The organism is Barnesiella sp. An22 (genome assembly GCF_963931395.1).
Lineage (GTDB): Bacteria > Bacteroidota > Bacteroidia > Bacteroidales > Barnesiellaceae > Barnesiella > Barnesiella merdigallinarum.
Genome location: NZ_OZ007014.1, coordinates 2,580,974 through 2,595,668 on the forward strand (window position 1 = coordinate 2,580,974; position 14,695 = coordinate 2,595,668).

At 55.5% G+C, this 14,695-nt stretch carries 9 protein-coding genes, 1 tRNA gene and 1 pseudogene; 4 read left to right on the top strand and 7 right to left on the bottom strand.

All coding sequences use genetic code 11. The features are described 5' to 3' along the window. Position 1 precedes the first annotated feature (1 nt). Genes ABGT88_RS10710 through ABGT88_RS10725 form a run of 4 tightly spaced genes read left to right on the top strand, consistent with a single transcriptional unit; the run spans position 2 to position 5,270 of the window. Positions 2-2,110, top strand: a complete 2,109-nt coding sequence (locus tag ABGT88_RS10710) for a PCMD domain-containing protein (protein WP_346702050.1) — start codon at positions 2-4, stop codon at positions 2,108-2,110. Then, a complete protein-coding gene (locus tag ABGT88_RS10715; protein ID WP_298663755.1) occupies positions 2,103-2,834 on the top strand; it encodes a hypothetical protein in 732 nt (243 codons plus the stop codon). Before ABGT88_RS10710 ends, ABGT88_RS10715 begins: the two co-directional genes overlap by 8 nt. Next, positions 2,831-3,694 (top strand): hypothetical protein, encoded by an 864-nt coding sequence (locus ABGT88_RS10720; RefSeq protein WP_087408602.1) that lies wholly within the window; start codon positions 2,831-2,833, stop codon positions 3,692-3,694. The genes ABGT88_RS10715 and ABGT88_RS10720 overlap by 4 nt, the downstream gene beginning before the upstream one ends. 10 nt (positions 3,695-3,704) lie before the next feature. Continuing rightward, positions 3,705-5,270 (top strand): PCMD domain-containing protein, encoded by a 1,566-nt coding sequence (locus ABGT88_RS10725; RefSeq protein ID WP_346702053.1) that lies wholly within the window; start codon positions 3,705-3,707, stop codon positions 5,268-5,270. 316 nt (positions 5,271-5,586) lie between these two features. On the opposite strand, the gene lgt is transcribed toward ABGT88_RS10725, so the two are convergent. The 7 genes and pseudogenes from lgt to ABGT88_RS10760 form a co-directional block, all read right to left on the bottom strand. Beyond that, positions 5,587-6,450 carry a prolipoprotein diacylglyceryl transferase gene (gene lgt, locus ABGT88_RS10730; RefSeq protein ID WP_087408664.1) on the bottom strand — a complete coding sequence of 288 codons (864 nt, stop codon included), beginning with the start codon at positions 6,448-6,450 and terminating at the stop codon, positions 5,587-5,589. 110 nt (positions 6,451-6,560) lie between these two features. Next, a complete protein-coding gene (locus ABGT88_RS10735) occupies positions 6,561-7,457 on the bottom strand; it encodes a diaminopimelate dehydrogenase (RefSeq protein ID WP_346702055.1) in 897 nt (298 codons plus the stop codon). Positions 7,458-8,354: 897 nt separating this feature from the next. Continuing rightward, positions 8,355-9,563: a hypothetical protein gene (locus ABGT88_RS10740; RefSeq protein ID WP_087408605.1), complete on the bottom strand. Its 1,209-nt coding sequence runs from the start codon at positions 9,561-9,563 to the stop codon at positions 8,355-8,357. 171 nt (positions 9,564-9,734) lie between these two features. Further along, positions 9,735-10,106: pseudogene (locus tag ABGT88_RS10745) on the bottom strand (type I restriction-modification system subunit M N-terminal domain-containing protein); the annotation flags it as partial. Positions 10,107-10,255: 149 nt separating this feature from the next. Further along, entirely contained in the window at positions 10,256-11,173 is a 918-nt protein-coding gene (locus ABGT88_RS10750; RefSeq protein ID WP_087408606.1) for a glycerophosphodiester phosphodiesterase family protein, read from the bottom strand. A gap of 85 nt (positions 11,174-11,258) precedes the next feature. Beyond that, a tRNA-Ala gene (locus tag ABGT88_RS10755) sits at positions 11,259-11,332 on the bottom strand. A gap of 223 nt (positions 11,333-11,555) precedes the next feature. Next, positions 11,556-14,654 carry a glycoside hydrolase family 2 TIM barrel-domain containing protein gene (locus tag ABGT88_RS10760; protein ID WP_346702057.1) on the bottom strand — a complete coding sequence of 1,033 codons (3,099 nt, stop codon included), beginning with the start codon at positions 14,652-14,654 and terminating at the stop codon, positions 11,556-11,558. Between the last annotated feature and the right edge of the window lie 41 nt (positions 14,655-14,695).

The window sequence follows — 14,695 nt, forward strand, 5'->3', positions numbered from 1 at the left end:
TATGAGATACAATATAAAGAGATATTTGGCTGGTACGCTCCTCTTCCTGCTCCTCTTTACCGCCTGTAAAGAGGAGGATATGGCACTGGGCGAAGGCTCGGTGCGACTGAGCGTGCGTGTCTCGGACGACGTGGCCGTTGTCACGCGGTCGGTCGACGCAGGCATCTACAACTCCATGCAAACGCGCATTTACAGCAGCAAAGGACTCGTCCGCTACTACGATGCCACGACACCTATCCCCGAAACCCTCAACCTCGCCAGCGGTCAATACCATGTGTTCGTACTGGCCGGCGACTCGGTGCCTGCGGCATTCAACACCCCCTACTACACGGGCTCGACCGACTTCGACGTGCGAAGCGGCGAGACCACCACGGCCAGCGTCACCTGCACCGTGGCCAACACCTTGGCTACCGTAGCTTTCGACCCGGGCCTGAACGAGGTGGTGACCGACTGCAAGGTCAAGATATTTACCATCAACGGCGAACTCTACTTTACCGAAGCTACCGCCGACTCGGTAGGCTACTACCTCTTCAACGGCAAGGAGCGTGACCTGGCCTGGAGCTTCGAAGGCAAGAAGACCGACGGCAGCAGCTACACCCTGTCGGGTGTGGTCGAAGATGTGCTGCCGGCCACCAAATATGCCTTCTCCTTCAGCTACAACGCCGAGAGTGCAGCTACGGGCGGTACTTTCCTCGACGTGAAGGTAAACGAGTCGACGGTCGACTCGACCCACAACGTGGTCATCACACAGCGGCCGCAAATTGTCGGCGACAAGTTCGACCTGACCGAGACGCTCTACTACGAGACCAACGGCGGCAGCCAAACAGCCGTATGGGTCAATGCCGCTACCCGGCTGCAACGGGTATGGTTTTCGTGCGACAAACTCACCGCTTTGGGATTCCCCACCGACTCGGTCGATTTCCTGGCAGCCGACGGCTCGCCGGCTACCGAATTCGAATCGCGGGGCATCTCGTGCAAGCACACCTATCAGGAGGAGAAGGACCTCTCCAACGCCAAGATTACCCTCTCGGAGAGTTTCGTCAAGTCACTCCCGAGCGACGAATATACCTTCACCATCAAGGCCCTCGATGCTGCCGGCAAGGACAATACCGCCACTCTGTCGATTATCGTGTCGGACGCCGTTGTCGTGACCGTCGACCCCGAACGGGCCGACATTTGGGCATGCCGGGCTACCCTGCGAGGCAACGTGGTGAAAGAGACTGCCGAGCCGCTCACCTTCCAGTACCGCCGGACAGGGACCAACGACTGGACATCGGTGGCCGCCAACCGTTCGGGCTCGGCCCTGTCGGCCGAGGTAACCGGCCTTACACCGGGTACGACCTATGAATACCAGGCTGTCGCCGGGGCACAAGCATCGGTCAAGACTGCCACCTTTACCACCGAAGCGGCTACTCCCCTGCCCAACAGCAGTTTCGAGAACTGGCAAACCCTCTCGAAGGTCATGGTATTATACGGGCCCAATGAAGAGATGTTCTGGGACAGCGGAAACCACGGGTCGGCTACCCTGAATGTAAATGTAACCACTCCCGACGAGACCTACAAAAACAGCGGTAAATATTCGGTGAAACTGAAATCGCAATTTGTAAGTTTCCTGGGCATAGGCAAATTTGCAGCCGGCAATCTCTTTGCCGGGCAATATGTGGGAACCGACGGAACCAACGGCATCCTCGATTTCGGGCGCCCCTTTACCTCACGTCCGGCCAAGCTGAAAGGCCATATCAAGTACACCCCGGGAAGCGTCGACTACTCCGAGACCAACGATTTGCCCAAAGGCTCGACCGACATCGGCAACATCTATATCGCAGTCGGCGACTGGGATGCCCCGGTGCGCATCACCACCAAAGACAAGAACCTATTCAATAAAAACGACGAGAAGATTATCGCCTACGGCGAATGGGACCTCACCGGCGAGACCCAAGGAACCGACGGCGGCCTGCTCGAATTTGAAATACCGCTCGACTACCGTTCGCTCGACCGTATACCCAGCTATATCGTGCTCGTGGCCTCGGCCAGCAAATATGGCGACTACTTCACCGGAAGTACCGGCAGCACCATGTGGATCGACGACTTAGAATTGATTTATGAATAAACTTATCTATCCCATACTCGCGCTGTTCCTGTTGATTCCCGGCCTCTCGCGGGCCGAGGAATTCGACCGGGGCATCGTGCTGAACACCTTCATACCCAAGGGACAATGGGTTGTGGGCAACTCGATCTCCTACTCGGAGTACAGCAACAACAACTACCAGTTCCTCGTCATTGAGAACATCGACGGCATAGGCTACAACTTCAAGATAAGCCCCATGCTCTGCTACATTGTCAAGGACAACCTGGGCCTTGGCGGCCGCTTTGCCTACGAGCGCAGCCTCACCAAGCTCAACAGCGCCTCGATACAACTGGGCGACGACCTCAACTTCGATGTCAACAACGTCTACAGCCTCAGCCACACCTACTCGGGCATGGCCATCATGCGCAACTACATCAGCATAGGCAACAGCAGCCGGTTCGGCCTCTTCAACGAACTGCAGCTCAACCTGGGCGGTGGCGAGTCGAAGATGGTAAACGGCTCGGGCGACGCGCTCACCGGCACCTACGAGCGGTCGTTCAACTTCAAGATTGGCATCGCACCGGGGCTCATGGCCTTTATCAACGACTACACCGCCATCGAGGTGAATGTGGGTGTGCTGGGTTTCAATTACAGCCACGTGACCCAAACGACCGACCAGGTCTACACCGGTAAACGGTCGCAAAACCTGGCCAACTTCAAAGTAAACATCTTCTCTCTGGGATTAGGTATCGCTTTTTATTTATGAAAAACTGGAAATACATACTCATCGCCATAGGCTTCATGCTCCCCGGTCAATCGCTGCTCCACGCTCAAGAGCTCGACTCGACGGCCGTAGCCTACCCCGTGCAACAAGAGGTACCTGCCGCCTCGCTTGTCGCCGCAACGACGCCGACCGAACCCGATACCATCGTGGAAAAACGCGGGTTCAATCGCAAAAAGTACAAACGCGGACTGAAAAACTACCTCTTCATACCCAAGAAGCAGTGGATTATGGGTCTCACCCTCTCGCACGGCGAGTTTGACAGCAAAGACAACAACCTGCTGATTTTTGTCAAGGATTTCAACTTCAAGGGCAACATCACCACGCTCAACCCCTTTATCGGATACTTCATCAAAGACAACGAGTGTATCGGTATCAAACTGGGATACAGTCACCTGAGCGCCAACCTCGACAACCTCAGCATCGACATCGACGAGGATATGCAGTTCAACCTGAGCGACATGCGCTATCTGGGCGAGACCTTCTCGGCCTCGATATTCCACCGGGCCTACATCGGTATCGACCGCAACAAGCGGTTCGGCTTCTTCAACGAAACCGAGCTGGCCTTCTCGAGCGGCTCCAACCGTTTCGTGCGAGGTACCGACGAAAACCTGCGCAACACCAAAACGACCACTTCGGAAATCAAACTGGGGTTGAACCCGGGCTTCTGCGTGTTCATCATGAACAACATCAGCACCAGCGTCTCCTTCGGGGTAGCCGGTCTGCGCTACGGCACCATCAAACAGACCACCAACAACGTAGAGACGGGTAGCCGACGCTCGAGCGGGGCCGACTTCAAGCTCAACCTCTTCAACATCAACATAGGCATGTGCCTGCACATATAGAATGAAAGTCATGCGAAAAAAGATAAGCTACATAATCCCGTTGTTCTGCGCGTTGCTATTGGCATCGTGCATCCAGAACGACATCCCCTACCCCCGCATCAAGGCTCAGATTCTTGCCATTTCCGCCCAAGGTCAGGTGGGTGCGGCTACCATCGACAACGCCACCCAGACCGTGCGGATAGAACTGGCCGACACCGTAGACATGCGGCGGGTACGCATTGAGTCGCTCTCCGTAACCGAAGGAGCCACCTCTACTCTACCGGCCGACTCGACCATCGACCTCACTCACGACTATTCGATTACCCTCTCCATTTACCAGGACTACACCTGGACCATACAGGCGGCCCAAAACATCGCGCGCGCCTTCAGCGTCGAGGGGCAAATCGGTGCCCCGGTATTCGACGCCTACAATCACCGGGCTGTCGCCTATGTAAACAAGGATGCCGACCTCTCGAAAATCCACATCACCGAACTGGTGCTGGGTCCCGAGGGGATTACCACCTACTCGCCCCAAATCGAGAATATCTCCGACTTCTCGCTGGGATACCAAAAGGTAATCATCACCTACCACGACATCATGGAAGAGTGGACTCTCTACGTCGTACCCACTGAAAGCGAAGTGTCGACCGACGGGGTCGATGCCTGGACCAATGTGGCCTGGCTGCATGGCAGCGGCAAGGAGGGGGCTCAGAACGGATTCGAAATCAAAGAGGCTACCGCCGAAACCTGGGAACAGGTACCCGACTCCTATATCACCCACGACAAAGGCTCGTTCACGGCCCGCATGATTCACCTCAAGGCCAACACCACCTATGTGTGCCGCGCCGTATCGGGCGACCTCACGGGCAACGAGGTGACCTTCACCACCGGCTCGGCAGCCGAACTGCCCAACGGCAGTTTCGACTACTGGAACCTGGACGGCAAGGTATGGAACCCCTGGCCCGAGGGTAGCGAGAACTTCTGGGATACCGGCAACAAGGGGGCAACAACACTCGGCGACAGCAACACCCAGCCCACCGACGACACCTGGTCGGGTACCGGGCAAGCGGCCAAACTGGCCACCAAATTCGTGGGTATCGGCTCGCTGGGCAAACTGGCAGCCGGCAACATGTACGTGGGCAACTACCTGCGTACCGACGGCTCCAACGGTGTGCTCAACTTCGGCAAACCCTTCACCCAGCGGCCCACTCGTCTGAAGGGATACTTCAAGTACACCACGGTGCCCATCAACAAGACCAACAGCGACCTGACCGCCCTCATGGGACAACCCGACACCTGCCAGATATACATCGCCCTGGGCGACTGGAGCGACCCGGTAGAGATTCGCACCAAACCCAGCGACCGCAAGGTGTTCGACAAGAACGACCCGCACGTGATTGCCTATGCCGAGATTTCATCGGGAGAGTCGGTTCCGGAATATACCCCCTTCACCCTCGAACTCGAGTACCGCGATACCTCACGCATCCCCTCCTACATCATTGTGGTAGCTTCGGCCAGCAAATACGGCGACTACTTCACGGGTGGCGACGGCAGCGTGCTCTTCATCGACGACTTCTCGCTCGAATACGACTATTGACACCTCGCCCGGCCATCGGGCCCACACCATACACCGAGGCCCTGCCCCACTCTGCTACGAGCAGGAGGCAGGGCCTCGGTGTTTCGTCTCCATATCCTCCGCATGGACCTCGGGTCATAAACCGCCCGCACGACAACCTCCAAACCTTTTCCTCTAAAAACAGACTTTCCCCCCCCAAAAAACAGACAAAGAGCTGCCCCCGATTACCGGGAACAACTCTTCGTCGATCATATAAATGACGCCTCTCTCTTCAAAAAAAATTCATTCAACGTCGGTTCTGAACCGGGCCATACACTCACCCGGCATACCGCCGCCTCTATCGCTTGCCCTTGCCTTTGGCCTTGGCCGGTGCATACTTGATAGGGAGTCGCGGACGCTGCATGGCCCGCACCACCAGCCACACCCCGCCAATGACAAACGGGATGCTGAGCCACTGCCCCATGTTCAACGACATCGAAGCCTCGAAGGCCACCTGGTCGTTCTTGATAAACTCGATCAGGAATCGCGACAGGAAGGTACCGATGAGGAAGGTACCGAAGATGAGCCCCTCGCGCTCCTCGGCATTGCGACGCCAATACATGTAGAGCAACAGCCCGAAGAGCAGCAGATAGCACAGGGCCTCGTAAATCTGTGTCGGATGCGACGGAGCCGAAAATACGGGAGGCGCACCGGCCATCCACTCCGGCAGATTCTCGATGAAGCGGAAGCCCCACGGCAGCGAAGTCTCGTGCCCGTAAATCTCGTGATTCATCAGGTTGCCCGTGCGGATAAAGGCCGCCACCAGAGCCACCGGCACCACCAGACGGTCGAGCGTAAAGAGCATGCTGCGATGCGTCACCCGGCGCGAGTAAATCCAGATGGCTATGAGAATACCGATTGCACCGCCATGACTGGCCAAGCCGCCTTTCCAGATTTTCAGAATCTCGATCGGGTGCTGCGAATAGAGGTCCCATTCATAAAACAGGCAATGCCCCAACCGCGCCCCGATGACCATAGCCACCACCACATAGATAAAGAGCGAATCGAGCCACTTCACATTCAACTGCTCGTGGCGATACATGCGGTCCATCAGGCTATACCCTACGATGAAACCAATCGCGAAAAAGAGCCCGTACCAACGAAGCTGAATAACCCCGTCGAACAGTGCCGGGTTGGCAGTCCAAGTGATAAAATCAGTAATCATAACCTTCGTAAAAAACAATGCCCTGCCCGTGCAAACACACAGACAGGGACAAAGATACATATTTGTCGGCGAAAACGGGAATCTTCCGCCCCGATTCTTTCGTCACATCATACCAACCGGCGCACCAGCTCGTCGCGGTCGCCATAGAGCAAATCGATCATCGGTATCTCGATAAGCGTGTAGCAACCAGGGCGCTGCAACATGGCAGCACGGGCCGTACCCACCAGAATCTGCGCCGTCAGGGCCGGGTTATTGATGCTCATGTCGAACTCGAAACGCTGGTTCTGCGTCTTGCCCGAAACACCCTTGCGCACCATGTTCACACCGTGGCCCATATCCTTGAGGGCATCGACACTCTCGACCTGCATCACGTGCGTCTCGTCGTGAGCAAAGTAGTCGTCGGTCCTGATAGCCTGGGCCACCTCGTCAAACTGGTAACCCTCCTCGAGTTCGATGTAGACCATGCGGCGATGGATGCCCGTACCCAGGGGGATAGTCATCGACAGGGCAGCCTTCACGCCGGCAATCGCCTTCACGGCCACCGTGTGACCCATGCTCATGCCGGGGCCGAAGTTGGTATAGGTAACCCCCTTGGGCGCACAAGCCTCCATGAGGGCACGCACCACCGAGTCGGTACCCGGGTCCCAGCCGGCCGAAATGATGGCCACCGAGTTGTGCGCCTTGGCCTGGGCATCGAGCGTCTTGCGCAAGTCGCCTATCTGGGTGTGAATATCGAAACTGTCGACCGTGCGGATACCCTTCTCGAGAGCCTTCAGGGCATAATGCTCCACCTCGCGGGTAGGCGTGCAGAGGATAGCCACATCCACCCCCTCCAATTCGTCGAGCGACGTCACCACCCGATAGTCCGCCAACTCCCGGGGAATATCGGTTACCCTACGACGTACCACACCCGCAATCTCAAAGTCGGGTGCCACCTGCAAGGCCTCCAATACAAAGTGGCCTATATTGCCATATCCTACTATGGCAGCTCTGATTTTCTTCATATCTCGTTTCTTTTTTTAATTTTCGAGGCGTAAAGATAGTAAAAGGTGAGCGGAGAGGCAAACCGAAAACACAGTTTTCAAGGTTAATTATCCCGAACCGACTCCTATCTTATTTAAAGATAGCAAAAAGTGAGAGAAGAATAAAAACCTCCTCCCCCTGTTTCAGCTATTTTTAACCAGCTACAAATACACTCCGCCAGATTCAATGCTGAACCGTTACGGTCCAACCCGCCCCCTCGACCTCCAGACAAAAGGTGCACGACCGGTCTCCGTCGTCGGCAAGCCGAAAACTCCAGCACCGACCTTCGACGGTAATCTGCCACGATGTAATCTCGAGACTACGGCTTGCCTCCCATCCGGCAGACCAAGGCAGCACCACACTCCACAACCAGCACCCCAAAGCCGAAAACAATTTACACGCTACGATACTCGTCATACCTCATCCCTATCGTTATGCCGCCGACGCTCCGGCAGCGGTTATACAAAAAGGGCGTAAGCTGCATCATCCATCCGTTTTCAAGGCTCTGGTAAACCCACACACAAGACAAACGACAAGCTCACGCCCGTTGTATAACAAGCGTGAGCGTCCAGTTGTCATTATCTCTGTGTGTTAAGAATTTACCAGATTCTGAAAACGAGATAATTTCCGAACGCTTTTTACGTTTCCCTCAAAAATTCAGCCGTAAAGTTATCACTTTTTTTCGGTTGCACCTCATGCAAAACGAGAAACATGATGCCCGACATACTCCAAAATCCATACAAGAATCCCGGCTGTATTGTCTGCAAGCCGAAAAATCAGGGTGAAGGATACCCTGCAAAAAAGGGGCTGCGTCGTGCGTTACGACACAGCCCCAAGAAATGTGAGAGTAATCTCTTCTGAAATTTATGGAATTAAAGCTATTCCCTATTAGCCATCTCGGTCATCTTGTTGAGTATGCTAACATATCTTTTCTGTTGTTTCGGAGTCAGTTCGTCATTTACCCCAGACAGTTTCTCAGAGAGTTCAGTCGCCTTTTGGGCTATCTTTGCATACGACACAGCTGCTGACAAATCTCCCGAGGCCGCCTTTTTGACCGCAGCCACATATTCGTCGACACACTCTTCGTAGAGATCGAGTACGGCATCCCAATCACCATCTGCCGGAATATCCAAAGAAGCCGATTCGGTCTTTTTGGGCCGCCATACCTCTTCTGGTTCTCCAAAGATATATGATATGTTTTCTGCCTTGTCGAGAATTCTGCGAGAGTACTTGTAACGGAATTTGAAATCGTCAACTGGTCCCCAACAGTCGTAACATCCATCCCGGCAATATCTTTCAAGAAGGAACATGATTATAAGATCTCCAACCTTCATTTTTTTCACGTTCATTCCCAGAAAGTTCTCTGTGCCCATCACAAGTGGATATTCCCCACCTCCATATTTTATTGTTCCATTTTCTATTTCCAGATAGTTATATTCCTCATAACTAATTCTATAGTCATATACGGCAGTGTAATATCCTTGCGCAAGGTCTTTCATCCCGGCCTTCCTGAATCGGGCAGTACGATTGGGTGCTATGGATATTTCGTAGACTTTCGTCGAATCGTCACAGTGAAAAAACAGAGGATTGTCAATAAGACCTTCTCCATAAATCAGTCCATCCTTTTGACTCGATTCTATAAAGTTCGAACCTTTAATATTGTATGGGATAATCTGTTCTCTATTCCGGTTGAACTTGAATATGGTATTGACCGTAGACGAATCGGCATTGATAAGCCAGGTATTGGATGGAATCTTATCGAGTTCTGCACCATTATCGTTGATCATCGATGTCCAGGCTGACTCGTAACGAGGATTATCTTCAATATAGACAACCGCGTTGCTGAAGATTTCGTATTTCTCTTTTTTGAAATTTTTCCCGGCTGTCGCGATTATGGAGTCAGCCTTGTTCTTGATGTCCATAAGAGCCTGATACCTTACGAACGGCGTGGCTATCGAATCATAAACCGAGAGTAAACTATCGGTTTCACGATTGACACGTGCAGCCTCTTCGGCAGGATCAAGAGGTTTGCATGAGACTGCCAACAAGGCCATTACACCGATTGCTATCCAATTTTTTGTTTTCATAGTAACTGTTTTTTTAATTTTTGTTAGCAAATATAATGAACGGCTTGGCTCCACCAATAGCCCTTTTTGGTCCTTTTGACAGAACAAGTATAGAGACGAAAAGGAAGAATTGAGAAGATTTGCTCCGATTAACCTCAATGTATATCTGATTTTATGAATCCCCCCTTTTTAGGGACGGGCGAAGTTCTTGGGCAAGATGTCTTTGAGGCGCCGGTTCTCACGCTCGATGGCCCGCATGGCGTTGTCGATGACAGTGCCTATCGCTGGGGTGTGCGCCTGGGCGGCAATGGTCGCCCAGCGGGCCTCGGCGGGAACGTAGAAGATGTTCTCGGCCGTATACTCGTCTTTGTCCTCCTCGAATCCCTCGCCCTCGTCGACGAGCTGCCGGTATTTGGTTTCGAACTTGTCGGATATGTATTTCAGGAAGATAAGGCCCAGAACTACCGACTTGTACTCCGACGCGTCGATATTGCCGCGCATCTTGTCGGCTGCCTTCCAAATCTCCTTCTCAAAGCCTATATCGGCTGTATTCATTGCTGCCATAGATACTCACAAATGGGATATTTGGAGTAAAGGTAACAACTTTTACAAAAAAAATACCATTTACGGGAGAAATTAGACGCCTCGTCCCAGATGAAACGGCTTTGCTCCCCCGCGGCATATGCCGCGGGCAAAATGCGATGCCACGGCCCTCACTCGTGCAGGCCCCGGCGGCGCAGGTAGTCGAGCAGGAAGGCGGGGCGGTCGGTCTGCAAGATGCGGCAGCCCAGCGAGTCGACAAGGCAGCCATACTCCCGGTCGGGTGCCGAAAGCGCACGGTCATCGTCGTGTCCGCCAGCGAGGGTGTCCCACAAGAGGTTGTACCAGATGAGCGACTTGCCTCGGAGCGAACGGGCCAGCTGACGGGGCAGCGGATTGTCGTCACGGGCATACAGCAGTTCGAATGCGGCCGGCTGCATGGCGCGGACAAACGCTTCTACCTGCTCCCGGGCTCCCGGTTTGTCGAGGTTGACCACCGGCATATAGATGACCCGGTCGAGGTATTTGCCGTAGAGGGCTCTGACTTCGGCGGCGGGACGACTCCCCTTCATCACAATCTGGCGGGTGGTTCCTGTCTTTTCGAGCAGCTCGTACACCTGGTCGAAGTAGCGGTCGGCCTTGTCGAGGTTGATCATGACTTTTCCCCGGGCCAGCCGCAAGGCCTCCTCGAGGGTGGGTACCCGGTGACGGGTCCTGATGCCGCACCCGTTTTTCAGGTACAGGGTGCGTATCGAGTCGAGCGTCCACTCCCCTACCTTGCCTCTGCCGGTTGTGGTGCGGTCGAGCGTGTCGTCGTGCATCAAAATCAACTTGCCGTCGCGGGTGCGCTGCAAATCGAGTTCGACCATGTCGACCCCCATATCGATGGCGCTCTGTATCGCCGCCAGGGAGTTCTCGGGGAAGTTGCGCCAGTCGGCCCGATGAGCAACCACGATTACCGACGACAGTTCGCGGTCCAACAACCGCTCCCGTATCTGTTCGGCCCGCTCTTGCGCCCAAGCCGACACGGCCAGCAGCCACAATGTGGCCACGGCCCATAACCTCAAATGTTTTACACTGTTGATTTTCATTATCTTACCTTTTTATGCCAATAAAAAAAGTTCCTCGATACGAGAAACTCACCCAATGATATGTTTTGAAAGATAGATAATGAAGTGGAGTATAGCGGACTCGAACCGCTCACCTCGACACTGCCAGTGTCGCGCTCTAGCCAGATGAGCTAATACCCCTTGAGCTGATTTGCGCTGCAAAGATAAGCGCTTTTTTCGAACCGTGCAAAGATATTTTCAACTTTTTTCTGCATTTAAAATCGAGAGCCTCATCTTCAAAGAGTTATATCCCGAAAAAAAAAAAAATAGACCATAGAAAAAAGCGGAGCGAATGTAGTGAACATCCGCCCCGCTCGCAAGGAGATGAAATCTTTTACGTTTCTCTCTTATTCTTGCTTTTATGCTATTTTGTCACCGGGACAAAGGTGAAATCGAACCGATAGGTGTCGAGCGGCAACCGGTAGGCGGGCAATATGCCGGGGCCACAGGTGGCGGTACCTACCCCGGTTTGGGCGGCATCGAGGTGAACGGTGACCGTACCGTCGGCATGCAACTCGTTTACGTGGGTGGCGGCATCGATGCAGGCATCAGTGTAGGGCGTGGCGCTGAACTGGAAGGGTGCATCGGCCGTGACTTTCCAGCCGTTACCGGCCTCGCTGCCGAAGGTTACCCAACGGGTATCGGTGCGATTGCCGGTAGCCTGGGGCACCACATAGCAGTGGAACATTGCGTCGGGGCTGGTCTCGTAAACGGCTATCTTGCCGGCGAGGCGGTCGACGTAGGTCTCCATATCGCCCCTACCCAGATAGGTTACCCGACGGCAGTTCCCGGCCGGCATCCCGAAGGTGAGGCCCACGCGGGGCAACGACTTCACCACCGTGGTGTCGGGGGTGAATGTGGTGTGTACCGTCAACACGCCCTTACGGTCGAAGGCGTAGGTGAGTGTGCCCTCTCCTATCGATTGGCCCTGCGCATTGGTGAGCGCAATGGCCACCTCGCATCCGTTCTTGCCCGGCTCGATCGAGGTGACCCGCTGCGATACCGACGAGAGGCCGGCCTTCGCCCACAACTGGCCGCTGGTCTTGTCCTTCTTGTCGTTCTCGGTCAAGGGGCGGTAGAGCGAGAGCACCAGGGGCGAGGCTATCATCTCGGCGCCGTTGTAGCGATAGGAGGTCAGGGCGCCGGTCTCGGGCGATACGGAAGCCGATACCCGGTCGTTGCTCCAGGTGTAGCCGTCGCGTTTCAGCGACCGGCCCGAAGGCAGATCGATTTTTGCCTCGTAGCGCGGATTGGCCTCGAGCACGAACTGGTCGTAGGCCACCTCGTCGGTCGTCTGGACAAAAGCCGTAGCGTGGTTGGGGGTCCAACTGAGGTTGAGGTAGGCCTCTCGGGCGTCGCGGGGCAGTGCCACACGACCCAAGGCGACATCGACCGTCTGGTGCGGAGCGCAGGCAACCACCTGCTCGCCCCGGGCCACGACGGTACCGTTGTCGGCCGTCACGTTCCAGTGCAGGGTATAGGCGTCGAGGTCGGTAAAGTCGTGCCAGTTTTTCACCGTGACGGTGAGGTTGTCGGCATCGGTGAGGGTCGACTTGATGTATTGGTACACATGCTTGACGGCATGGAGATGGGGATGCGGTTCGCGGGCTGCGTTGACCAGACCGTTGCAGCAGAAGCTGCCGAACGAGGGTATCCCCTCGGGGCCGTAGTCGCCACCGTAGCTCCAGTACCAGCGGCCGTTGGCATCGACCTCGCGGAACGACTGGTCTACCCAGTCCCAGATGCAACCGCCCTGAGCCATCGGCTCCGACTCGAACACCTTCCAGTAGTCCTGCAGACCGCCCTCGCTGTTGCCCATGGCGTGGGCATACTCACACAGGATGAAGGGGCGGTAGATGTCGGGCTGGGCCAGATAGGCCTTTATCTCGTCGATGCTGCGGTACATGCGGCAATAGATGTCGGTATTGAAATTCTGCTCGGCGCGCTCGTACTGCACGGGGCGGTTGGTCTCGACCGACTTGAGCCAGCGGTAGGTGTGCTCGAAGTTGACACCGTTGCCGGCCTCGTTGCCCAGCGACCAGATGGAGATCGAAGGGTGGTTTTTGCTCCGCTCGTACATGCGCCGCGTGCGGTCCATGTGAGCCTTGAGCCAGGTGGTATCCTTGGCCAGCGTAGCCGGGCCGTAACCCATGCCGTGCGACTCGATGTTGGCCTCGTCGATGACATAGAGTCCATAGCGGTCGCACAGGTAGTACCAATAGGGATTGTTGGGATAGTGGGCGCAACGCACCGTATTGATGTTGTTCTGCTTCATCAGCTGTATATCTTTCAGCATCAGCTCCTTGCTCACGGTGCGGCCGCGGTCGGAGAACTCGTGGCGGTTCACCCCCTTGACTAGGACGGGCACCCCGTTGATGCAGAAGCGGCCCTCCTTGATTTCCGAGGTCTTGAAGCCCACCGGGCAACCGGTCGTCTCGACCACCCGTCCGGCCTCGTCCTTCAGATTCACAACCAACGTATAGAGATAGGGCTGCTCGGCGCTCCAGGGGTGAGCATCGGGTATCACCTGCTCGAAGCTCACGATACTGTCGGCCGACACCTCGCGGGTATCGCGCACCACCAGCCGGTTGTCGGCATCGTACAACTCGTAGGCCACGGTAGGCTTTTCAATCCCGCCGACTCCGCCCACATGCACGGCCAGCGACAACTCGCCATCCCGGTAGTCCTGCCGGTCGAGCGGCGACACCACCTTGTAGTCGGCAATATACTGCTGCGGCGTGCTGTACAGATAGACATCGCGCTCGATGCCGCTCAACCGCCACATATCCTGACACTCGAGATACGAACCCGCACTCCAGCGATAGACCTCGACGGCCAGCACGTTTTCGCCCGGTTTCACGCGGTCGGTCACATCCCACTCGGCCGGGGTCTTGGAGTCCTGGTTGTAGCCCAGCAGCTCGCCGTTGAGCCACACGTAGTAGAACGACGCGGCCCCCTCGAAACAGAGCACGATGCGACGCCCGGCCCACGAGTCGGGCACGGTGAAGGTGCGGCGATACGAGCCCACCTCGTTTTCGGCGTAAGGCACCAGGGGCGGATTTTTCTTGAAATTGAACATGGGGTCGTCGAACTCGTACGACTCGTTCACATAGATGGCCGTACCGTATCCCTGACGCTCCCAGTTGCCGGGCACCTCTATCTCGTTCCAGTTGCCCACGTAGTAGTCGGGGCGGTAGAAGTCGACCGGCCGCGTGTCGGGGTTGCGCACCCAGTTGAACCGCCAGGCTCCGTTCAGACTCATGTAGTAGGGCGACGACTCACAGGCCTGCTCGCGAATAGCCTCGACATCGCCCGCCGCATAAGGCCACACATAGGCATGCGGGGTCAGTTTGTTCAGTCCCGTGGCATATTGGCTTTGCCACTCGGGCTGGTTCTGTTGGGCCTGCATGGTCGCTGCCGTCAGGCAAGCGAGGCAGAGGCCCGTCCATATTGTTCTCTTCATCGTTTCAAAAAAGTATAGATTTCAAAAAAAGTTACCTTCAC